Genomic DNA, 23,625 nt, shown 5'->3' with positions numbered 1-23,625 from the left:
AAAACAATTATGAGCAATTAAATTTTTCCGACTAAATCCAAGCTAGGTGCAATTGTATCTGCCCCTGGTTTCCAATTGGCTGGACAAACGCGGTCTCCGTGTTCTTCAACAAACATTGCTGCTTCAACTTTACGAACTGTTTCTGCTGCATTACGTCCAATTCCCATATCGTTGATTTCGTAAGCTTTAATTTCGCCACGTGGATTGATAACAAATGAACCACGGAAAGCTTGTCCTGCTTCTTCATCTAAAACACCAAAGAAACGAGAAATTTTTGTATTTTGGTCTGATAACATAGTGTATTCGATTTTGCCAATTGTATCCGTCGCATCTGCCCATGCTTTATGCACGAAATGGCTATCTGTTGATACTGAGTAGACTTCACAACCCATTTCTTGCAGTTCTTTATAATGATCTTGTAAATCCCCTAGTTCAGTTGGACAAACAAATGAAAAATCAGCAGGATAAAAGAAAAAAATACTCCATTTTCCTAGTACATCTTCTGTTTTTACTTTAATAAATTCACCTTTACGGTAAGCATCTGTTTCAAAGTCAAGTAGTTTTGTATTGATTAAATTTGTCATGATTGTGACTCCTTTTTATTTATTATTATTACAATTAAAGAGTAACAAAAAAAAGAGAATTAGTCAAAGGAATTCTCTTTTTTTCTTATTTAATTAGCTTTTATATAGAATTCATTACTAGAGAGCTAAAACATTTGATCATTTTTAATTGAGAATAAAAGTCACTTAATGAGAATTTAAAGTTTGAATAGTGGACTCATTGGTTGATTTTCATGGATTCGTCTAATTGCTTGACCCATCAAAACTGAACAAGTCAAGATTTCAAGTCCTCTAATATGCTTATCTGGAATTCCATCGATTGAATCTGTGAGTAGAAGCTTACTAATTGGTGCTTGTTCAAGTTTTTCTTTGGCACCTGAACTAAAGACACCATGACTTGCAACCACTACAATATCTTTGGCCCCAGCATGCTTTAGAACTTCCGCAGCAATCGCACAGGTCCCCCCAGTATTGATAATATCATCGACAATAATACATTTTTTACCTGATACATTCCCAATAACATAATCCTTTGAGGCATCTTTTTCATGATATTCTTGATCCACGATTGCTAAACCAGTGCTGAGATACGTTGCCAGTTCACGCGCTCTTTTTACCCCACTATTTTTTGGAGATACAACCATCCAATCTTCTTCATTTTCTTGGACCTCGTCTTGAAAGTACTTAGCAAACAAAGGCATTGTAAACAAGTTGTCGACAGGTATATCGAAGAAGCCTTGTAATTGTACAGCGTGTAGATCGAGGGTTAATACACGATTTGCACCTGCTTTTTCCAACAAATTAGCAATCAGTTTTGCAGTAATCGGTTCTCTTGGTTTTGCTGTTCGATCTTGCCTTGCGTATCCATAATAAGGTAAGACAATATTAATTGATTTGGCACTCGCACGCTTTAATGCATCAATCATGATCAATAGTTCGAGCAAATGATCATTAACGGGATAACTAGTAGCTTGAATTACATAAACATGGTCTCCCCGAACACTTTCTTCAATGTTGATTTGAACTTCCCCATCACTAAATGTCCGCACTGAACATTTTCCAAGTTCTGTTCCAATCGAATCCGCAATATTTTTTGCTAATTCTTGACTAGCATTTAGACTAAAAATTTTTAACTTTGAATCAAAATAATTTTTTCCCATGAGAGCCTCCATTTATTCTTATCATCAATAGTATACCTTTTTTAAGGCACTTCTGCACGAAAAAATGCTAATTTATCCAAAAAAACCGCTAAAGAAGTTGACATAAAAAAGCAAAAAATACTTTTATAAAAATGGCAAAAGTATTTTTCACTTGACTATTTGATTATGCTTCTGGAAACTCATAAAGAGCCGTAGATAAATAACGCTCCCCATTATCTGGAACTATTGCTAAAACTTTTTTTCCTTTACCAAGTTTAATCGCAATTTGAATGGCCGCTTCAATCGCCGCACCAGATGAAATTCCGACTAGAATCCCTTCTTTTTTCCCAACATTTCGTGCAGTTTCAATTGCTTTTTCACTAGGGATTTCAATCACTGCATCGTAAATATCTGTCTCTAAAACTTTAGGAACAAAGCCTGCACCAATCCCTTGAATTTTATGTGGTCCTGGTTTTCCCCCTTGTAATACGGGTGATTCAGATGGCTCAACGGCAAAAATTTGAATTGCAGGGTTTGCTTTTTTCAAAGCTTTTCCCGCACCAGTGATTGTCCCACCTGTCCCAACGCCAGAAACAAAGGCATCAATTCCTGTTGAACCGAAAGCTTCAATGATTTCCTTACCAGTTGTTTCTTCGTGGATTTTGGGATTTGCAAAATTATCAAACTGCAACGGTAAAAAATATCCATTTTTTTCTGCTAATTCTTTTGCTTTTGCAATGGCACCCTTCATACCTTCTGCTCCAGGCGTCAAGACCAGCTCTGCACCATAAGCTTGCATCAACTTACGACGTTCAATACTCATGGTATCAGGCATTGCGATAATCGTTCGATAGCCTTTTGCTGCTGCTACCATCGCCAGGCCAATCCCTGTATTACCACTTGTCGGTTCAATGATGGTGTCACCTTCTTTTAATTTCCCTTCTTTTTCTGCTTGTTCAATCATGCTAAGAGCAATTCTATCTTTCACACTGCTCCCTGGATTAAAAAACTCAACCTTAATATAAACATCTGCAGCATCTTCTGGCACAAGACGGTTTAATTTGACGATGGGCGTATCCCCAATTAATTCTGTAATAGACGAAACTACTTTGACCATAAAAAACATCCTTTCTATTTTGACTATAAAATTTTTTCAAAAGCTTGCTTAAAATCTGCAATCAAATCTTCCACATTTTCTATTCCTATTGAAACCCTTAACAAGTCTGGTGTCAAGCCATATGACTCACGTAAATCTTTTGGAATATCAGCATGCGTTTGAGTCGTAGGATAAGTAATCAGACTCTCTACCCCACCTAAACTTTCAGCAAATGTCACAAGCTCAAGAGCTGCTAAGAACTCTTTAACTTTTGAAGCATCAGTTATTTTAAAACTAACCATTCCTCCCTTCCCAGGATAGAAAGTTTCTGTCACAGCAGACTCATTTTTTAAATAGGCAACAAATTTCTGAGCATTTTGTTGATGTCGTTCCATTCTAAGGGCTAGAGTCTTTAACCCTCTCATAAGTAACCAACAATCAAAGGGGGAAAGCGTTGCTCCTGTTGTATTATGCTCATATGCAAGGCTTTGTGCGATTGATTCTTCTCTAGCAACTACAACACCCGCCAATAGATCATTGTGTCCTCCCAAATATTTAGTCGCGCTGTGCAGCACAATATCCGCTCCTTGATCCAATGGTTTTTGTAAAATAGGGGTATAAAATGTATTATCGACAACGAGTAACAACTGAAATTTTCGGGCTAACTTACTTAGCTTTTCAATAGATACTTCATTCATCAAAGGATTCGTTGGCGTTTCAATAAATAATGCAACTGTTTCACCTGGAATAATCAATTGTTCAAATGCATCTTCTGACTCACTATATGAAAATTTGAACTGACCTTTTTCTTCTAATTTTTGAAAATAGCGATAACTTCCACCATACAAATCTCTTGAAGCAACAATATGACTCCCTGATTTAAAAAGCGAAAACACTAATTGAATCGCACTCATCCCTGAACTTGTGGCAAATGCTTTGTTCCCATTTTCCAACTCTGCTAATGTTTCCTCTAAAACTTTTCGCGTTGGATTTTGTGTTCTAGTATAATCAAATCCAGTAGATTCACCCAAAGTCGGATGTGCAAACGTTGTTGAAAAATACACTGGCATATTGATCGAACCGGTCTGTGGGTTTTTATTGTTCCCAATCTGGGCTAACACCGTTTCGATATGCTTTTTTTCATCTGTCATAGAATCTCCTCCATTTTTTGTAAATAAAAAGTCCTTGTCCCTATATAAAAATATAGGGACAAGGACGACTATCTCGTGGTACCACCTTTTTTCACATCATCAATCGATGCCTCAAGCACATGCAAATTCGTGCACTTGCGGTAACGGACAGTAGCCGGAATTGCTTTATCTTACAAGATTCAGCAAAACGTTTTAGAGACCATCTTCTAAAATGCTTTTACCCATTTCCACCAACCATGAGTTCTCTTTGTAAAAAAGACATTTTATACTCTTCTCCTCATTAACTTTAGTATAATATACCAAAATCATTAGCTATTGTCAAAATATTTAGTCAACTTTAACTACAAAAAAATATCATTTATTTTTACGAACTTTAATGAAATTAATGTCCATTTGGGGTATGATAAAATCAAAAACATTTCGATTTCAAATAAGAAAGGATGTACATTTTTTGAACAAACTATTCAATGTCCTTTATAGCCTTTTAGGTTGCCTAACGCTTTTTATTTCCATTTATTTTTTTCAACATGCTACACAAAATAAAATGACATTAATTTTTGCCATTTTTTATTTATTTTTAAGCCTTTGTTTGTTTATTTACTTGTTCTTCTCTAACAAATCGGATAAAGAATTCGAAGAAAAAATAGCTTCTCCTAAAAAAGAAAAAACAGTAAAAGCTACTCGCTTTGCTGCTCATATTACAAAAAAAGTGAAAAAGAAAATCCCCGTACCAAAAGCAATTTCGCCATTTTTTTTAAAAAAAGAAGTGGCTGTCCCCCAAATGAAAAAAAGTGAAGACTCTGTAAAAGAAACAAACTTTTACGAGCTAAGCACCCCTTTGATCTTCACATCATTTGTCGAGCGAGTAAGTTGCAATGAAAGTAACTACTACAAAGGAATCGACAAAATTATTAAAGATACTTGTCAATATTTTAATATAAATTATGCAACAGTTGCTAGCCATGATATCCGTGAAATTTTTAATATGCATATTCAACTGCGTAGCTTTTACACTACATCCGATGTCAGATTACATAAAAAAACAAATCAAAAAACTAATAAAATAGAAATAGAAGTTTTATTATTCGAAAAACCAATTGGTTTTTTGGCAGCTGACAAAGTAAAATTTTTACTGCCATATCTTAGCAAGGAAACCACTCCTACAGTTAAAGCAAGCCTAATTGGCGGTCCTTACAAGGTCTATGATGCAAAAAAACAAATTATGAATACCGAATACAAAGATTTTCAAGTACAAGTGATTGTTGAAATCCATCGCGCCCCTAAAGCAATCTTTGCAAAATAAGCTGTACAATTTCACCGCAACAAAAGGAATGAAACAAAAATAAGTTCCTCTTCGTTTCATTCCTTTTTGCTTGCACAAAAAAGAGGCGCCTACTATTTTTTGGCACCCTTATCTGTAATTCTGATACTTAATTCTTTCAAAAGTGAATGTTGTTCTTTTTGTGTTTCTTTGTTCCAATCTATTGAATTTAAACTTTTCTCTTTCAAGACATCATACACGACTTTTGCTACTTTTACAGTTTCAAGTTCTTCAGACCACTTCTGATCTGCCGCTCGAAAGATTGCCTGCATCCGTTCTGTACCGCTCTCAACATATTCTGATTTTCCATCTTGAAAGACATTTTGAATCAGATTTTTTGTTTGATAGGTATCTACAGGACCCTCTACCGCTTCAACAATATCTAAAATCGAAATATCATTCGCATCTTTCGCTAAAGAAAAGCCTCCTTTATTTCCCGGTACAGAAGTTACCAGTCCAGAAACCACTAGCTTTCTCATAATTTTACGTAAATACGTATAAGAGCACTGTAACCTTAAATTGATAGTTTCAGATGTAATTGGACTATCTATTTCTTGAGTTGAGAGCATTGCCATGATACAAACCGCTTGTTCAAAGCTCTTTGTCAATTTCATTTTATCTTCTCCTCATAAGTTTTTATTTTGAGAATACTTTTTGTAGAATGGTGTAAATTTTATCACAGTCGGCTTGTGTGCCACGTAGTTCATAATCTGCTAGAAAAGGTACTGAAAATTTTTGAGCATACTGCTTAGCTGTTAAGCAATATTGCCAATTAAAATTGCGATTGCCACTCCCTACAACCCCTAACAAACGCTTGGAATTGTCTTTATATTCAATAAACTCCCCCAATGTGTTGGTAATAATTTCTTGCGTCCCATTATCTAGTCCATTTCCACCATCAAGATAAGTAGGAACAAAGGCGACGAATGGTTCTTCAATAATGTCAAATGAGGATTCGTCTTCTATTCGCATTAATTCTATTGTTTGTTTTGTCGAATCCACTTGATGTTGTTGATCCCCGTAATCTTTTAACTTATTGACAAATGCTTCTGTATTTCCCGAAGCAGAAAAATAGAGTATTTTCATGAATACAGCCTTCTTTCTTACTATTCCTAACACAATACTAGTTGATATATATAAGAATTTCAAGAGGGTTTCTACCGAAAAAGGCTGTGCTTTTCCGGATAATCAAAAAATACCATAAAATCAGTAAAAATCCAGAGGAAGTTTCCTCTGGATTCTTTTATTTCTTCGGTTCGTCCTCGTCCATTTTCAAAACTGCCATAAAGGCTTCTTGAGGTACTTCTACAGAACCAATTTGTTTCATCCGTTTTTTCCCCTCTTTTTGTTTCTCTAACAGTTTTCGCTTCCGAGAGACATCTCCACCGTAACATTTGGCTAGCACATTTTTACGCAATGCTTTAATATCTGAGCGTGCGACTACTTTTTGACCAATCGTTGCTTGAATCGGTACCTCAAATTGTTGACGCGGAATCAATTTTTTTAGCTTTTCAACAATGGCTTTTCCTCTTTCATAAGCAAAATCGCGGTGAACAATAAAGCTAAGTGCATCCACCGTTTCTCCATTTAAGAGAATGTCCATCTTCACAAGACGGCTTTGACGATATCCTACTAATTCATAATCTAGTGATGCATATCCTTTTGTACTTGATTTCAAACGATCAAAGAAATCAAAAACAATTTCTGAAAGTGGAATTTCATAAATCACATTGACACGATACTCATCCAAATAATCCATCGTAACAAAGTCGCCACGTTTTCTTTGAGCTATTTCCATTACTGCCCCTACAAACTCGTTAGGGACCATGATTGATGCTTTGACATAAGGCTCTTCTACCGATTGCATCACACCAGGTTCTGGAAAATCAGCTGGGTTATCTACAACAACTTGAGTTCCGTCTGTCAAATTAACATGATAGATTACAGAGGGAGCTGTCGTGATTAAGGACAAGTTAAATTCTCTTTCCAAACGCTCTTGCACCACATCCATATGGAGCAAGCCCAAAAATCCACATCTAAAGCCAAAGCCTAAAGCTTGCGAGGTTTCTGCCTCAAATTGTAACGCAGAATCATTTAGCTGTAATTTTTCAAGTGCTTCGCGTAAGTCATTGTAACGTGAAGTATCAATCGGATACAATCCACAATAAACCATCGGATTCATCTTACGATACCCTGGCAAGGCTTCTTGTGCTGGATTATTTGCAAGCGTCACTGTATCTCCAACTTGCGTATCTTTGACCGTCTTGATACTCGCAGTGATATATCCCACATCGCCCACCATCAAATAATCTCTTGCTACTGTTTTTGGTGAAAAGATGCCCACTTCCATCACTTCAAATTTCTTTCCGTTATTCATCAACATAATTGTATCCCCAGGTTTTACTACCCCATCAACAATTCGAACATTTAAAATAACACCTCGATAACTATCATAAATAGAATCAAAGATTAAAGCTTTCAATGGAGCTTCTAAATCGCCTGTTGGTTGGGGAACAAGCTCGACAATTTGCTCTAGAATATCTTCAATCCCAATGCCGGCTTTTGCACTTGCAAGCACCGCTTCGCTGGCATCAATTCCTATAACTTCTTCAATCTCTCCACGGACTCTTTCTGGATCTGCGGCTGGTAAATCAATTTTATTAATCACTGGTAAAATTTCTAAATCATTATCCAGCGCCAAATAAACATTCGCAAGCGTCTGTGCTTCAATTCCCTGAGCGGCATCAACAACCAAGATCGCCCCTTCACAGGCTGCTAAACTGCGTGAAACCTCATACGTAAAATCTACATGTCCCGGTGTATCAATAAGATGAAAGATATAGGTTTGACCATCTTTTGCCTCATAATGTAGTTCAACTGCATTTAATTTAATGGTAATGCCCCGTTCTCTTTCTAAGTCCATCGAATCAAGTAGTTGCTCTTGCATTTCTCTTGATGAAACCGTATTGGTCATCTCAAGAATTCGGTCAGCTAAGGTTGATTTTCCGTGATCTATATGGGCAATGATTGAAAAGTTTCGAATCATTTTTTGCCGTTTTTTCATTTCTTCTATATTCATATATGCTATCCTACTTTCTATTGACTAAGCATCTTTGATTATAGCAAGGTTCTAAGTTCTTGAAAAGGTTTTTCCAAACAAACCAACAAAATGATTTTGAATATTTTATCATTAAGCATTTCTATTTAAAAAAAGATTGGTATAATAAAGATAATTTAAAAAGAAAGATGGCGAAATTATGGACAAAAGTGACAAACGTAATCAGCTCACTTTGAAACCAGTAGAACTAAAACATTTAAAACAATTTAATGAACTTTTGCGTTATGTTTTCCAAGTAACTGATTCTGATATAGAGGAAAGTGGGTACGAAGACGAACGTGAGATTGTTCAAGCAAAAAGACCTGTTCTAAGATCTGCGGAAGTATTTGGTTGGTTCGACCAAGAAAAACTCATTTCACAAATTGCAATTTACCCTTGTGAAGTCAATATCCATGGAAATCTTTACAAGATGGGGGGCATAACCGGCGTGGGAACCTATCCGGAATATGCTAATCTTGGACTAATGAATGACCTCATCAAACTAAGCTTAGAGCAAATGCGCAAAAATAAACAATGGATTTCGTATCTTTTTCCTTATAGTATCCCTTACTATCGTAGAAAAGGTTGGGAAATTATGTCTGACAAAATGACCTTTAAAGTGAAAGACACACAACTGCCCAAACCACTTCCTGTCTCAGGCTATGTCGAGCGGTTACCGATTGATCATGCGGATGTGATTGAAGTCTATGATCAATTTGCAAAAAAAAATCATGCAGCCATGATTCGAAATGAGCTCAACTGGGAAGAGTATTGGCGTTGGGAAAATGAAGAGGAACGTACTGCAGCGGTCTATTACAACGAAAATAAAAAGCCAATTGGTTTTTGTCTATACTGGATTGCCCAAGAAGTATTTCATATTAAAGAAATTGTCTATCTCAATCAAGAAGCAAGAAAAGGATTATGGAATTTCATTTCTGCTCATTTTTCTATGATTCAATATGTTAAAGGTGAAACCTTTAAAAATGAACCAATTGCCTTTTTATTTGAAGATAGCGAAATCAAAGAAACCATTGAGCCTTATTTTATGGCACGTATCGTGGATGTTTTCCAATTTTTATCTCATTATCCTTTTGCAAGCACTGGCAAGCCTTTCCATTTTTGTATCAAAGATCCTTTGGCAGAGTGGAATAATCGTATTTTTGGAATGATTTGGGATGAGAACGATCATTTGACTATCACAGATGAACCTCTTGGACATCCTGTCCACTTGGATATTCAAACCTTTACTGCATTGATGATGAGTTATCGCAGACCTTCTTACTTATATAGGATTGAACGGATCCAAACAGACTTAGAGACCTTACGAACACTTGAGAGAATTATTCCCGATCAAGAACCATATTTTAGTGATTATTTTTAATAAAACAAAAACAAGACCAATGGTCTTGTTTTTGTTTTTTCGGAATTTTTATAGTGAAACTTACTTTCCTTATAAATCAATTCCTGGACTAGTCATTCCTTTTAGGTTTCCTAGCTTATCGTACAAATATACATGAATAGAATAACGACCTCTATTTCCTTGATGATTGCTAATAGAATCTTCATACTCATATATATTTTCAGAAATTTTTCTAGCATTGCTCCAAGTTATATCAGATTGATCTGATTTACTCCAAGTGGGAATTTTAACATAATCTACTCCAAAGGGAGCTTTATTTAAAATAATTGTAGTTTTCCAAGTTCCCTTAGCTTTGTCTAAAACTGTGTTTTTGATAGTATACGATGTATCTGATACAGAGAATGTCATCGCTTTAACGCCATATAATTTCCCATTATATGCGTAATACAGATGAGCATGATATAGACCCGTCTCTTTATGAGATAAGATTGAATCTGTTGCTTGATACTTACCAGACCCGGTAGAATTTAAAGTCACCCATTTCAAATCATTTTGCCCATCTTTGTCACCCCAAATTGCCATTTGAACATTTGAAGGTTTAAAGCCTAAATTCGTCAAAGAAGCATCTAAAGTAATCGTGTCTTCCAAACTACTTAACGTTACACTTCCATCATTTACTTTATCCATTTTAACTTCTGTACCTGCTGTTGATACATTTACTGAAATACCAGAATCTGTTACTGTATATATGTGAAAATTATAGTGACCCGTCCTATTTCCATGTTCACTAGCCTTGATTGTTGCTTTGAATGAGCCATCTGGCTGTTTTGTAGCATTATACCAAACAAGGTCTGCTTGCTTGCTATCTGCCCATGCAGGAATTGAAACAGATTTTAAGTTATTAGCAACTGTATTTTTTACTATGACATCAAAAGAACCATTGATATTATCCACATTTTCCACCTGATAGTGAATATTAGGTGTTGAAATAGTAAAACTACCTGAAGCAACTCCAACTAATTTTCCACTATTTGTTGTAGCATAGGTATGAATCGAATAGTTTCCAGATTTTCCAAAGTCTGATACGGGAATTTGAGCAGTCCATGTCCCATTTGCTTGTTTAGTAGCAGAATACCAGTTTTTCTTACTCGAATCTTGTTGACTCCATGTTGGGAAAGAGACGCTTGCTATGTTTTCTTCACCCTCAGATGGTGTAAAAGTTGCAGTTACTGTGTTTTGATCCGAAGAAACACTAACGGCAGTTGTTCCTTTAGGTTGACTTTCTTTTTGGTAATAAAGGGTAACTGTCTGCTCCGTTTCCGTAAACCTACCAATTAGATTGGAATCAGAAGAACGATATGAATAGCCTTGAATAGGCGGTGGGGAAACCACGTAGTTTTCTCCTAATTTTCCATTTAAGCTGGTCTCCGACTGAATAGAGCTATTGTCCGATTGGTTGACATAACGAACGATTACAGGCTTAGCTTGCGTATTTGGTACATTTCCAGAATTGGACAAATACCCTGCATAATCAATAGAAACATCAAATTCTTTTCCACTAATATTTGGAAAAGTCAAATCACTTGCCCATTGCCATGCACCGTAGTCTGTATTGAGTAAATTGCTTGCTAGCGGATTATTGGGATATTGAGCCACCCAAATAGAGTCCTTGTCTAAAAGACTAGCATTTAAGATGCCTGAATCAAACCAGCTCACAGAACTATAGTGAACGACTGTTTTAAACCCACCATTAATTAATCGCAAGGCGAAATAAATAGAATTTTGAGTCGCATAGCCATTGTTCACTGCAGGATTTTCGACATCATTGATCATTACCGTATTTTCACTAAGTCCGTATTCTCTTGCTTTTCCTGCAAAAAAGTCAGCTTCAGCCTCAGCGCTTGATTGATCAGTAAACCAACTAAAGTGGTAAGCTCCCACATTTAATCCAGCTGCTTTAGCATTTTCTACCTGTGATTTTGCAAAAGGATTGACGTATGACGTTCCTTCTGTTAATTTCACTAGAATTGCTTGAACTCCGTTACTTTTCATATGTTGAAAATCTGCGACACTAAGACTTCCTTGATAAGAAGAAACATCAATAACGTCTGCTCTTGGTCTTGTTTTATCTGTTACAGGAATCCCACTCACTCCAGCTTTAACCAGTGCATTTGGTTTCAATGTTGACCCCATTGTTCCTTGTGTGTAATCATTCAGATTGGTGGGCGTATGATAAGGCACTCCCTTTGACTGCCTTTCTAGTTGAACCGTTTTCCCATTATAACGAACCGTATCATATGATTTAACGGCGCTTAGCTTGGAATCTCCTGCATTACTTGTTTTAGTTTCAGCAGACGAACTGCTTGGTTTGGTGTCTTGAGAAACCGTACTGCTGGTTATTTCGGAAGTTCCATCCGTTACAGCTGTGCTACTTTGAATCTGACTCGAAAGTTGTGCTGTGCTTGTCTCCTGTGCATATACAGTTAAATTTGCGGAAAGCATACTACTACTTAGTAAAACCACTGATAAAAATTTTGTTGCATTTAATCCAGACATTGCGTTTATCCTTTCTCATTCCTATTTTACTTATATTGTACAATATTTTAAAATAAAAATGGAGAAAATGTGAAGATTTACCAAAAATACATTATATCAAAAAAAGTATGAGCCAAAAGTAACGAAGTACTTTTGGTTCACACTTTAATTCTAACTGAATAGGGACGGTAAACCCTTCTCGGAAATTTAGCCATTCATGCCTATTGTCTTATTGCTTGAACATAGGTATTTTGCTACTCGAGCTCAGAGACCTTTGCAGGATTTATCATCCTACTTGTTCTTCTAAAATCTGTTGATTTTTAAATACCAAGTGCTGATCTACTAACGAAACCAACACTTTTGTATGTGGCAAAACTTTTCCAGCAACAATTTCTTTAGCCAGAGGCGTTTCTACTTCTTTGGTTAAGAAACGTTTAAGCGGACGTGCCCCGTAAACTGGATCATAGGCATTTTCAGCAATCCAAGATTTGGCATCATCTGTGATATCTAGCTGGATTTCTTGATGTTCTAGTCTCTTCGTCAACTGTTGCGTCATTTTGCCAATGATTTCCTTAACATCTTCAAGACTAAGTGGTGTAAACAAGATCGTATCATCAATACGATTTAAAAACTCAGGTTTAAAGTGGGCTTTTAGGAGCGTCATCACTTGCTCCTCACTTTCACTTGAAATCTGTCCTTTTTCATCTACGCCATCAAGCAAGAATTGCGAACCGATATTACTTGTCATGATCAACACAGTATTTTTAAAATCAACGATTCGACCTTTGCTATCGGTTAAACGTCCATCATCTAAGACTTGCAAAAGAATATTGAAAACATCTGGATGTGCTTTTTCAATTTCATCCAAAAGAACAATGGTATAAGGGTTCCGGCGAACAGCCTCGGTTAATTGTCCTCCTTCTTCATAACCAACATAACCTGGAGGAGCCCCTACTAGACGTGAAATACTGTGTTTTTCCATGTATTCACTCATATCAATTCTTACCATATGATCCTCAGAGTCGAATAAATTTTCTGCTAGAGCTTTAGCTAATTCTGTTTTCCCAACACCTGTTGGCCCTAAAAATAAGAAAGAACCAAGTGGACGGTTTGGGTCTTGCAAGCCCGCACGTGATCGAATCACCGCATCTGAAACCGCATCAACCGCTTCATTTTGCCCAATTACACGTTTGTGCAACGTTTCATTCAAACGTAGGATTTTTTCTCGTTCTCCTTCTACTAACTTGCTCACAGGGATGCCCGTCATTCTACCTACCACTTCAGAAATTTCGTTTTCTGTGACAGACTCCTGAACTAATCTAGTATTAGACTCTTTTCCTTTTTCTTCTAATTCTTTTAACTCTTGCGTTAATTTAGGAATTGTACCGTGGCGCAAAACAGCTGCTCGTTCAAGATCATAATTATTTTCTGCATCTTCTAACTCATGCCGAGCTTGATCAATTTCTTCACGCTTGCTACTTACTTTTCCTACCTCTTCTTTTTCAGTTTCCCAACGCATTTTCATAGAATTTGCTTCTTCACGTAACTCTGCTAATTCTTTTTGTAGACCTGTTAAACGTTTTTTACTGGCTTCATCTTGCTCTTTTTTGAGTGCAGCTTCTTCAATTTCAAGTTGCATCAAACGTCTGGTAACTTGGTCTAGCTCCGTTGGCATCGAGTTCATTTCTACTCGTATCGTCGCACATGCTTCATCAACCAAATCAATTGCCTTATCTGGTAAATAGCGATCCGTTATATAGCGATTTGAAAGAGTAGCCGCAGCGACTAGAGCATTGTCATGGATATTCACGCCATGATGAATCTCAAAACGATCTTTCAAACCTCGTAAAATACTAACCGTATCCTCTACTGTAGGCTCTTTTACTAATACCTTTTGGAAACGACGTTCGAGAGCTTTGTCTTTTTCCATGTACTCACGGTATTCATCTAGTGTCGTTGCCCCAATACAATGGAGCTCTCCTCTAGCTAACATTGGTTTTAACAAGTTTCCAGCATCCATGCTGCCCTCTGTCTTACCTGCGCTTACAATGGTATGGATTTCATCAATAAACAGAATGATTTTCCCATCACTTTTATTGACTTCTTTAAGAACAGCTTTTAGGCGTTCTTCAAATTCACCACGGAATTTTGCACCAGCAATCAATGCGCCCATATCCAAAGAAAAAATAGTTTTGTCTTTTAAATTTTCTGGGACATCTTTTCGAACAATTCTCTGCGCCAAACCTTCAACAATAGCCGTTTTCCCTACCCCTGGATCTCCTATTAGAACAGGATTATTTTTCGTTTTTCTTGATAAAATACGAATAACGTCACGTATTTCTTCATCACGACCAATAACAGGATCTTGTTTCCCACTTTTAACTGCTTGAACTAAATCGGTTCCATACTTTTCTAGTGCCTTATATTGTTCTTCTTGATTTTTAGAGGTCACGCGATCTCCTCCCCTCATTTCTTCTATATTATTTCGTAATTCTTTTTCATTTATCCCTTGTGCGTGCAAATATTTTGTTAAACGATAATTTTTTAATTTCATTAAAGCCAGCAAGACAATTTCTGTTGATAAAAACTCATCTTGAAAATTATCTTTTAATTGGTCTGCTTCTTGGAGTAAATGAAACAAATTTTGACTAAGATTTTGCCCATATTGGACATTTCCACCTTCAATAGTTGGAATTTCATCTATTGCTGTGTCAATTTCTTGTTCAAATTGTTCCATATTCAAACCAGCATCTTGATAAAAGTCACGACCGAAATGTCCGGGTTGGACAAATATTTTCCATAAATGAGGAATATCAATTTCTTGATGACGTCGCGTAAGCGCAACTTGTTGAGCCTCCGCAATTGCTTCTTGCAAAGCTGTTGTCATTTTTTCTATATTCATTTTCTTTCCTCCTTTGACTTTATGATTCTATTATACCTAATTGGTCAGTAAAGGTCAAAGAAAAACTCTTGATCTTTTTTACGACGTTCAAATCAAAAAAAGTGTGACACAAAAGTCCACCTCACTTTTGTGTCACACTCTAGCACGAAATAGTCCTCTGTCTCTAGCTAATGTCTAAGTTTTTGCTTAATGAAGCCAAAAACCTTCATCTTCTAAATAACTCTCAGCAGCTTCTTTAGTTTTAAACACTGCTTCGACACTCCCACTGGACATAAGCACCGTCCACATTGGGTTTTCATACATTAGGGTTAAAGAATCCGCATGGTCATCTTCCCAGACTTCTTGATAACCTTCTACATATCCGTCCTCTGTCTTTTTTAAATAGTCAATCGCTTTTTCTACCAACATACAAATCGTTTTTTCATCCGCATCACGGACCGAAATATATCCATCTTTGGTTTCTTCTTTAGGTAAATAACCAGCGTATACAAAGGCATTAGCACTTTTTGGATGTAAGAATTTTACCACCATTGTTTTAGCGACTGCACTTTGCGCAAAATGATAATTTAAACGGTTCATTGACACTGGCACTTCTTCTAATTCTTTATAAGATGCAAAAACAGCTTTTTTTTCTTCAAATGTTAGCATAACTTTCCTCTTTCTTTTACACATTCTGATTGCGCCGAATAGACTTTATCTCGCGCTTTAATTGCTTTCTTTTTTTCATTCCTTCATATATCATACCACATATAAAAGGGAAAATATAAGAAGCAAAGCGGTATAATAACAGAGAGGAAATAGCTAAGACGGTACCAACAACTGGTCTAAACAAAAGCATATAGACAAATTCAAACGAACCAATCCCAGCCGGCGTTGGAATGACCCCAGATAAAATTAACGTTAGCGCAACCAATGAGATTGAAAATAAATAGGAAATATTTGACTCTTGATGCAGTACAATATAAGGAATACTATACCAGAAAAAAAGTTTTCCTATATTAAGAACGAATACAAAAAATACGTGGGCTGGCTCTGCAATCATCTTCTGAACGCTTGCTCTCAAAGAAATCACTTGCTCATTAAATTTTTTTAGTTTTTGACGCCAGCTAGCTCGTTTTATTTTTCTATCTAAAAACGTGACTAACCTTCTATGCCAATTCTCTTTTAATGTAATGAAAAGCAAAAGAACAATCATCAATAGCGTTAAAATCATACCTAAGATCAAAAATAATAAAACGTGGTGAAAAGTATGAGTCAGCCAAGAATATGTATAGAACAATGCACAGATACTGGTCAATAAAAGCGCGGTCTTATAAAAAATCATATGTAAGATGGTCATCCCGATCCCATCAGAGGTGTCCATTCCTTTACTACGATAAAATAATACCTCAGAAATTGTTGTCCCGCTACCAAAAGTAACCACTCGAAAAAAAGCTACCGAGCTTGCACAGCAGATGCCCATTTTCGTTGTAAACTGGTTGGAAAATGAAGCAGCAAGTTGTTTAATCATATAGCCTTCACACATTAAGTACAAGATTCCTAATATTAAGACAAGCGCTAGTATAAGAGGATTGGTTTGAAACAATTGATTGAAGACCTTTCCAATTTCTCCTTTAAATACATGAATAATTAAATAGATAATGACGATAATTCCTAAAATATTTAACAATAAATGAACTTTTTTATTTTTCAATTTATTCCTCCTTTCTTAGGATTTATTAATAAAAATCAGGGCATGAAAACTTCACACCCTGATTCTTATTTAACCTTGCCAGCCATAGATGAAAATTAAAGCAAAATCTACAAGTATTCCTATGACAAAACAAATCAAAAATTTTCTTTTTCTGGTCTTATGATGAAAGAGCTGTCTTGCAATTATTCCACCTAATCCACCACCAATTATTCCCATGAACAACAAATTACTTTCCGGAATTCTCCATTCATGCCGGATTGCTTTTCGTTTATCCCACCACATCAGCCCAAAAACATATACGTTGACTATCACAAGATAAAAAGGAACTGGGGAAGTACTAAACATTAGGCAATTTCCTCGTTTAATCGCGCAATTTCAATAATTAAATCCGTTGCTTTTTCCATGCTTTCAACTGCAACAAACTCAAAACGACCATGCATATTTTCTCCACCAGCGAAAATATTAGGCGTTGGAATACCTAAATAAGAGATTTTAGAACCATCTGTTCCACCTCGAACCGGTTCAATAATCGGCTTAATTGAAAGATTTTCCATGGCCTTTTTGGCAATCTCCACAATACTCATATCTTTTTCAATAATTTCTTTCATATTGTAATACTGATCATACATATGAATTAAAATTCGTTCTTGATCAAATGATGCATTTAATTTACTTTGAACCTTTTTTAGCAATTCTTTTCTGTCTTCGAATTTTTCGCGGTTATGATCTCTTATGATATAGCTCATTTTTGCTTCTTCTGGATTTCCTGACAAGCTCATCAAATGGAAAAATCCTTCTCTACCTTCTGTTTTTTCAGGTACTTCTTCACCAGGAAGCTCATTTTGAAAATCAATGGCCAATTGCAACGCATTAATCATCGTATCTTTAGCTGTGCCTGGATGTACATTTTTTCCTAGTATTGTAATATCTGCTTGAGCTGCACTAAACGTTTCGTATTGTAGCTCTCCCACTGGACCACCATCTATCGTATAAGCAAAGTCAACGTCGAATTCTTTCACGTCAAATTTGTCTGCTCCAACCCCAATTTCTTCGTCTGGACCAAATGCTACACGAATCTTGCCATGTTTAATTGTTGGGTTTTTAATTAATGATTCCATTGCAGTCATAATTTCTGCAATTCCAGATTTATCATCTGCTCCTAACAATGTGCTACCATCAGTCGTAATCAGAGTTTGCCCTGTATAATGAGCCAAATTAGGGAAGTCTTTTACGGTTAATTTGTATTTACCCTCAGCATCTAACGCAATATCTGATTGTCCATCATAATTTTTTACTAATTGAGGTTGTACGTTGACTGCATTAAAATCAGCAGTATCCATATGAGCGATAAAGCCAATACTACGAACTGCTTTTGTTGTATTGCTTGGCAGCGTTGCTGTGACAAAACCATTTGCTTCATTATAAGCCACCTCAGACATGCCAATTTCTTTTAGCTCTTCCGCTAAAATATGTGCAAAATCAACTTGCGTTTGAGTTGAAGGTGTTGTCTTACTTTCCGGATTAGATCTTGTTTCTGTTTTTACGTAGCGCAAAAAGCGTGATACTAAATTTTCATACATGCTACATGACTCCTTTTTTATTTTAATTAAACCCACTGAAATGGATTTGTATTGACACTCGAACAGAAAAATTCAACATCCCATTTTTCTTCCTTTTTCCACGTTTCAAATAATTCAACAAATTTCTTTTTACAGAGCGTTTCAATGTAATGCCCTGGATCAAGAACGGTGAGCCCAGAGCTTAGCATATCATGAGCGGTATGATAATATACATCACCCGTAATGTAGACATCTGCTTGGTGCCTAAGAGCATCTAAATAGAATTTTTCTCCACTACCACCACAAATTGCCACCCTTTGAATCCGTTGATTGGGACTTTGAGTGATTACTCTAAGCCCTTCAATCTGAAATGCTTCTTTTACTTTATCAATAAACTGTGATAATTTCAAAGGTTTTGCAAGGTTTCCAACTCGTCCAATCCCGTATGGCTTCTTAAAATTTTCAATTGTTGTCAATGTGTACGCAGGCTCTTCATAAGGATGTGCCTCATTTAGCACATGCATGATTGCATTTAGCTTGGTTTCTAAAAATAACACTTCAATCTTTTCTTCTTCCACACACTCAGCTTGATTTAGTTCACCAATCGTTGGATGGGCATGATTAATCGGTGTAAATCTACCCAGACCTGCTACTGAGTAACTACAATCTTTATAATTGGGGCCAATTTGTCCAACCCCTATTTTAGATAACGCTTCTCTGAAGTTTTTGGCGTATTCCTTTGGCACATAAACTTCTAATTTTTTCATATGCAATTCGTGTGTTTTTTTCATATAGGTTGTATTCTCAATCTCTAGGCGTTCACAAAACCAATCATTCAAACCATTATCAATAATATCCATATTTGTGTGGGCAGCATATACAGCAATATCATGTTTGGCAAGTTCTAAATACATCGCCGTCTGAGGATTATCCGAAGTAAGCCTTTGAATCGCTCTAAAAATAGGAGGATGCTTGGCAATCAGCAAATCAATATTTTTATCAATTGCTTCTTGCACCACTTCTGGTCTGACATCTAGCGTCATCATAATTCTTTGAACAGGTTTTTTTAAGCTGCCGATGTGTAACCCAACCGGATCCCCTTTTTCTGCTAACTCGATTGGACAATAGGTTTCAAATTTTTTTATAAAATCAATTCCTGAAATACTCATTTATATCACCTCGTCAATTCGCTCAAGTATATCCGTAATTTCTTTTAGCTTGGCTAAGTTTTCTGCAGAAACTTGGGCTTTTTTCAAGTTCTTTAAAATTTTTCCCTTTTGGACCTTTTCGTGTTGCCATTTTTTTTTGAAAACCACTGATTTTTCTTGCATGAGTATTGGCCCAAAAATCAGCTCTTTTTCGGTATAGTGGACTACTCTTTGGTCTTTTTCAGCGACAATAATTCCATAAATTTTAGCGTCTTCTTCGAGTATCTCCTCAGCGATTATTCTGTAATTATGTTGCATTAACCACTTTCTTAACGAGTACTCTCCAATATTCGGTTGTAGAATAAGCCGCTCAGTTCCCTGTAATTTTCCTTTTTGTACCCCATTTTCTAAGATTTCTCGAATTAAGAATCCCCCCATTCCACAAATGGTCACCACATTAATAGCATCTTGGTCACTAATAGCTTGGAGCCCATCTGCTAAACGCACAACAATTTGCGCTTGTAAATTACAGCTTTCTACCAACTTTTTAGCCGATAAAAATGGGCCTTGGACAACTTCTCCTGCTACGGCATAGCTAATTTTTTGATTGAGTACTAACCATGCTGGCAAGTATGCATGATCTGAGCCAATATCGGCTAGCCTAGCCTTACTTGGGACATAATTTGCGACTGCTTGTAAACGCTGAGAAAGTTTTTGTTCATTCATCTATTTCTTAATTCCTTTTTTATGTCATTATAGTAGCTACTTCTTTCTTATTATAGGCTATTTCATTATAGATTTCACTAGTTTCTGTAGTAAAATAAGGAAAAAGTAAGTTAGACACTTCGCTTTTTATGATGCTAAAAAGAAAAGGATGTAGAAAAAAGTGAAACACACCTTTTCTACATCCTTAATCTAAATAGCTCTTGTAACACAAACGTACAAATTTTTCTATTTACCAAAAAATCAGACCACTCTCTACTCCAAAAAATCTTTCAATTGTTTAGAACGAGAAGGGTGGCGTAGTTTTCTTAATGCTTTGGCTTCGATTTGTCGAATTCTTTCCCTAGTTACGCCAAAGACTTTCCCAACCTCTTCCAAGGTACGTGTACGTCCATCATCTAACCCAAAGCGTAGACGTAAAACATTTTCTTCACGGTCTGTTAGTGTGTCCAAGACGCTTTCAAGCTGCTCTTTTAAGAGTTCGTATGCTGCATGCTCTGCCGGACTTGTTGCTTCTTGATCTTCGATGAAGTCACCTAAATGTGAGTCATCTTCTTCTCCAATTGGTGTTTCCAATGAGACTGGCTCTTGAGCTATTTTTAATATTTCTCTGACTTTTTCAGTAGGAAGATCCATCTCCGCCCCAATTTCTTCTGGCGTTGGTTCTCTGCCCAAATCCTGTAGTAGTTGGCGTTGAATCCGAATCAACTTGTTAATAGTTTCAACCATATGAACTGGAATACGAATCGTTCTTGCTTGGTCAGCAATGGCACGAGTAATGGCTTGTCGAATCCACCATGTCGCATATGTAGAGAATTTAAAACCTTTTTGATAATCAAACTTTTCCACAGCTTTCATAAGGCCCATATTTCCTTCTTGGATAAGGTCAAGAAATTGCATGCCACGTCCAACATAACGTTTAGCAATACTTACTACCAATCGTAAGTTGGCTTCTGCTAGACGTTGTTTAGCTTCTTGATCACCTTGTTCAATTTTGAGTGCTAAGGCAACTTCTTCTTCAGCATTAAGCAGCGGAACACGTCCGATTTCTTTTAGATACATTCTTACAGGATCATTTATCTTTACACCCGCCGGAGCAGTCAAATCTTCTAATTCTTCTTTTTTTACTTTATCGTCTTTTTCGGCTTTTTTTAGACTTCTTTCTGTCGGTTGACCATTTTCATCTACAACGCTAATTCCTGCATCTTCAACTTTTTGAATGAGGCTATCCATTGCATCGGAGTCCAAAGTATAAGGCGTAGCAAGTTGATTGGTCAGCTCATCGTATAAAACTGTTCCTTTTGGTTTGTGCTCTTTGATAAAATCAGCTACGGCTTTTTGATAAGTTGTTGTTCCTTCTGCTTTTTTCGACATTAAAAAGCTCCTTCCGTCCATCTAAAATTAAGTATTTTTTATTTTCTTTTGTAAGTTGATAATTTCAATTGCTAACTGGGTCTGATTTTGTTTATTTCCATTTTTTTTGGCAATCTGCAATTGATCCAATTTTTCATTTAATTGTTGCTCCACACTTGAGATTGAGAGGATTTTTAAACAATCATTAATTTCCCGCTCTGAACTTTCTTCATTTAAATTCATGTAACTCAGTGTGGCAACTAAGTTTTTTAATCTTTCATCTTTTAAATAACTTAAAAAATCAGCTACTTCAAAATTTCCATGCAACGACATATAATCATTAAAATGTTGAAATACCTCCTGATACTCATCATGAACAAAATGGAAATCAGGTTGTTGAATCAACCGATTTTGTATGACTCTTTCGCTCATGACCCTAAAAAGTAAGATTCTTTCTGCAAGTTCAACTCGATTAATCTTTCTTGGTTGACTATGGACAATAGCGGTCGCTTCTTCTGGTCTTCTTGCTTGATGATTTGATGTATTTCGCTCTACTTGTCTTTTGACTCGCTGATTTTTTCGTAACTCACCAACTTCTTGTTGAATAGACAGTTGGGTCAAGTTGGTTGCTTCTGCTAATTGTTTTGTATAAATTTCTCTTTCGACAACAGAAGGAATCTGAGCAAGCTCTTTGATCATTTCTTGTAAATAAATCAGTTGTTCCTGCTCATTTTCTAAATTTTTCCCTTTTTTGTGATAATCTAGTTTAAACGTAAACGGGGTTTGTCGCCCATGCTTTACACACTCTGCTAAGGCTTCTTTCCCATACTTTTGAAGGTATTCATCTGGATCTAAATTTTCTGGCAAGCGTACAATACTCACATCAAGCGTACTACTATCTTGTAACAATTGTATAGCCCGCTCAGTTGCTTGTAGCCCAGCATTATCTCCATCATAGCAGATTACAACTTGAGAGGTGATGCGTTGAATCATCTGAATTTGCTCGCTCGTCAAACTGGTTCCCATTGACGCAACCCCACTTTTAATCCCTGCTTCCCAAGCAGCAATCACATCCATAAATCCTTCAAACAGAATAATTTCTTGTGCTTTTCTTGCCTCGGATCGTGCTTTATCAAAATGAAACAGTGTCTTCCGTTTGTTAAACAATTCTGTTTCAGGACTGTTTAAATACTTAGGCATCTCCTTGGTTTCGTAGGTAGGATCCTCTAAAATCCTCCCGGAAAATGCAATGATTTTTCCTTGTGGGCTTTTTATGGGAAACATAATTCTTTGATAAAATCGATCAGACCATTCTCCTGACTGACGCTGCAGCATTAAACCTGATTTTTCTAGTAGCTCTTCGGACACCTGATCATTTTGAAAAATTTCTTTTAAGACAATTCGCTCTTTAGGAGCAAAACCAATCTGAAAATATTCAATTTGGTCTTGTGTCATCCCTCTTTTTTTCAAATACGCCAAAGCAGGTTCCCCAATTTGTGTATGTAACAAAATATGATGATATAACTCTGCGGCTCTGGTGTGCATCTTTAATAGTGCATCATGCTGCTTATTTTCGGTTGAGTCTAAATTCCGACCTGACAAACTTCCAAACTCATATTCAACCGAGACATTGCCTATATCTGCTACTTTTTCAACTGCTTCTGGAAAGGAAATCCCATCCACTTCTTGTAAAAATTGAAAAATATTGCCGCCTTTACCACAACCAAAACAATGGTACATCTGTTTATCTTCTGCTACTGAAAATGATGGAGTGTGCTCATTATGAAAGGGGCATAAGCCTAAATAATTTTTTCCTGACTTTTTTAATTGTACGTATTGCCCGATTACATCCACTATATTAGTCTGTCTTCTTATTTCCTCAATGATTTCTTGAGGGATTCTTTGGCTCATTTTTCTCACCCCATTCTCCACAATCGAAACACTCGGACAGTTGGTAAAAGCCGCACTAAGAATTTCAGTGCGAC

Annotated in this window: 19 protein-coding genes and 1 other annotated feature; of the genes, 2 read left to right on the top strand and 17 right to left on the bottom strand. The window is 36.4% G+C overall.

What is annotated here, in order from left to right; genetic code table 11:
- Nucleotides 1–17: 17 nt before the first annotated feature.
- From ahpC to CBF30_RS02040, 4 genes are all read right to left on the bottom strand, one after another.
- Nucleotides 18–584 (bottom strand): alkyl hydroperoxide reductase subunit C, encoded by a 567-nt coding sequence (gene ahpC / locus CBF30_RS02055; protein WP_126822267.1) that lies wholly within the window; start codon nucleotides 582–584, stop codon nucleotides 18–20.
- Nucleotides 585–760: 176 nt separating this feature from the next.
- A complete protein-coding gene (locus tag CBF30_RS02050; RefSeq protein ID WP_126822265.1) occupies nucleotides 761–1,723 on the bottom strand; it encodes a ribose-phosphate diphosphokinase in 963 nt (320 codons plus the stop codon).
- Between the two features lie 163 nt (nucleotides 1,724–1,886).
- A complete protein-coding gene (gene cysK / locus CBF30_RS02045; RefSeq protein WP_126822263.1) occupies nucleotides 1,887–2,819 on the bottom strand; it encodes a cysteine synthase A in 933 nt (310 codons plus the stop codon).
- A 23-nt stretch (nucleotides 2,820–2,842) separates the two neighbouring features.
- The gene (locus CBF30_RS02040; RefSeq protein WP_126822261.1) at nucleotides 2,843–3,949 is read right to left on the bottom strand and encodes an aminotransferase class I/II-fold pyridoxal phosphate-dependent enzyme; all 1,107 of its coding nucleotides are present in this window, start codon (nucleotides 3,947–3,949) and stop codon (nucleotides 2,843–2,845) included.
- Between the two features lie 57 nt (nucleotides 3,950–4,006).
- Nucleotides 4,007–4,239 (bottom strand) — a binding site (T-box leader).
- 161 nt (nucleotides 4,240–4,400) lie between these two features.
- Between CBF30_RS02040 and CBF30_RS02035 the strand changes: the two genes are divergently transcribed.
- Nucleotides 4,401–5,252, top strand: a complete 852-nt coding sequence (locus tag CBF30_RS02035; RefSeq protein ID WP_126822259.1) for a hypothetical protein — start codon at nucleotides 4,401–4,403, stop codon at nucleotides 5,250–5,252.
- Between the two features lie 92 nt (nucleotides 5,253–5,344).
- Here CBF30_RS02035 and CBF30_RS02030 read toward each other — a convergent pair whose 3' ends face one another.
- The 3 genes from CBF30_RS02030 to lepA all read right to left on the bottom strand — a co-directional run bounded on the left by CBF30_RS02030 (nucleotide 5,345) and on the right by lepA (nucleotide 8,349).
- Nucleotides 5,345–5,884, bottom strand: coding sequence for an Rrf2 family transcriptional regulator (locus CBF30_RS02030; protein ID WP_126822257.1), 540 nt, complete (start codon nucleotides 5,882–5,884; stop codon nucleotides 5,345–5,347).
- 22 nt (nucleotides 5,885–5,906) lie between these two features.
- Nucleotides 5,907–6,356: a class Ib ribonucleoside-diphosphate reductase assembly flavoprotein NrdI gene (gene nrdI, locus CBF30_RS02025; protein ID WP_126822255.1), complete on the bottom strand. Its 450-nt coding sequence runs from the start codon at nucleotides 6,354–6,356 to the stop codon at nucleotides 5,907–5,909.
- A gap of 157 nt (nucleotides 6,357–6,513) precedes the next feature.
- Nucleotides 6,514–8,349: a translation elongation factor 4 gene (gene lepA / locus CBF30_RS02020; protein WP_126822253.1), complete on the bottom strand. Its 1,836-nt coding sequence runs from the start codon at nucleotides 8,347–8,349 to the stop codon at nucleotides 6,514–6,516.
- A gap of 178 nt (nucleotides 8,350–8,527) precedes the next feature.
- Here lepA and CBF30_RS02015 point away from each other — a divergent pair, with 178 nt between their 5' ends.
- Nucleotides 8,528–9,748 carry a GNAT family N-acetyltransferase gene (locus CBF30_RS02015; protein WP_126822251.1) on the top strand — a complete coding sequence of 407 codons (1,221 nt, stop codon included), beginning with the start codon at nucleotides 8,528–8,530 and terminating at the stop codon, nucleotides 9,746–9,748.
- Nucleotides 9,749–9,817: 69 nt separating this feature from the next.
- Here the strand turns inward: CBF30_RS02015 and CBF30_RS02010 are convergent, their stop codons facing one another.
- From CBF30_RS02010 to dnaG, 10 genes are all read right to left on the bottom strand, one after another.
- Complete coding sequence (locus CBF30_RS02010; RefSeq protein WP_126822249.1) at nucleotides 9,818–12,283, bottom strand: GBS Bsp-like repeat-containing protein; 2,466 nt, start codon at nucleotides 12,281–12,283, stop codon at nucleotides 9,818–9,820.
- Between the two features lie 265 nt (nucleotides 12,284–12,548).
- On the bottom strand, nucleotides 12,549–15,164 hold the full coding sequence (gene clpB, locus CBF30_RS02005; RefSeq protein WP_126822246.1) for an ATP-dependent chaperone ClpB: 2,616 nt from the start codon (nucleotides 15,162–15,164) through the stop codon (nucleotides 12,549–12,551).
- A 186-nt stretch (nucleotides 15,165–15,350) separates the two neighbouring features.
- Nucleotides 15,351–15,812, bottom strand: a complete 462-nt coding sequence (locus tag CBF30_RS02000; protein WP_126822244.1) for a hypothetical protein — start codon at nucleotides 15,810–15,812, stop codon at nucleotides 15,351–15,353.
- A 16-nt stretch (nucleotides 15,813–15,828) separates the two neighbouring features.
- Nucleotides 15,829–16,857, bottom strand: a complete 1,029-nt coding sequence (locus CBF30_RS01995) for a lysylphosphatidylglycerol synthase transmembrane domain-containing protein (protein WP_126822242.1) — start codon at nucleotides 16,855–16,857, stop codon at nucleotides 15,829–15,831.
- A gap of 69 nt (nucleotides 16,858–16,926) precedes the next feature.
- Entirely contained in the window at nucleotides 16,927–17,202 is a 276-nt protein-coding gene (locus CBF30_RS01990; RefSeq protein WP_126822240.1) for a DUF1294 domain-containing protein, read from the bottom strand.
- Complete coding sequence (gene pepT, locus CBF30_RS01985; RefSeq protein ID WP_126822238.1) at nucleotides 17,202–18,437, bottom strand: peptidase T; 1,236 nt, start codon at nucleotides 18,435–18,437, stop codon at nucleotides 17,202–17,204. The genes CBF30_RS01990 and pepT overlap by 1 nt, the downstream gene beginning before the upstream one ends.
- A gap of 26 nt (nucleotides 18,438–18,463) precedes the next feature.
- On the bottom strand, nucleotides 18,464–19,585 hold the full coding sequence (locus tag CBF30_RS01980; protein WP_126822236.1) for a Nif3-like dinuclear metal center hexameric protein: 1,122 nt from the start codon (nucleotides 19,583–19,585) through the stop codon (nucleotides 18,464–18,466).
- Nucleotides 19,586–20,290, bottom strand: coding sequence for a tRNA (adenine(22)-N(1))-methyltransferase (locus tag CBF30_RS01975; RefSeq protein ID WP_126822234.1), 705 nt, complete (start codon nucleotides 20,288–20,290; stop codon nucleotides 19,586–19,588).
- 252 nt (nucleotides 20,291–20,542) lie between these two features.
- On the bottom strand, nucleotides 20,543–21,661 hold the full coding sequence (gene rpoD, locus CBF30_RS01970; RefSeq protein WP_126822232.1) for an RNA polymerase sigma factor RpoD: 1,119 nt from the start codon (nucleotides 21,659–21,661) through the stop codon (nucleotides 20,543–20,545).
- A gap of 27 nt (nucleotides 21,662–21,688) precedes the next feature.
- Nucleotides 21,689–23,551 carry a DNA primase gene (gene dnaG / locus CBF30_RS01965; protein WP_126822230.1) on the bottom strand — a complete coding sequence of 621 codons (1,863 nt, stop codon included), beginning with the start codon at nucleotides 23,549–23,551 and terminating at the stop codon, nucleotides 21,689–21,691.
- Nucleotides 23,552–23,625: the final 74 nt, after the last annotated feature.

Source organism: Vagococcus entomophilus, assembly GCF_003987595.1.
Taxonomy (GTDB): Bacteria; Bacillota; Bacilli; order Lactobacillales; family Vagococcaceae; genus Vagococcus_E; species Vagococcus_E entomophilus.
The sequence above is the reverse complement of the archived record's forward strand: the minus strand, read 5'-3'. Positions and strand labels throughout refer to the sequence as shown.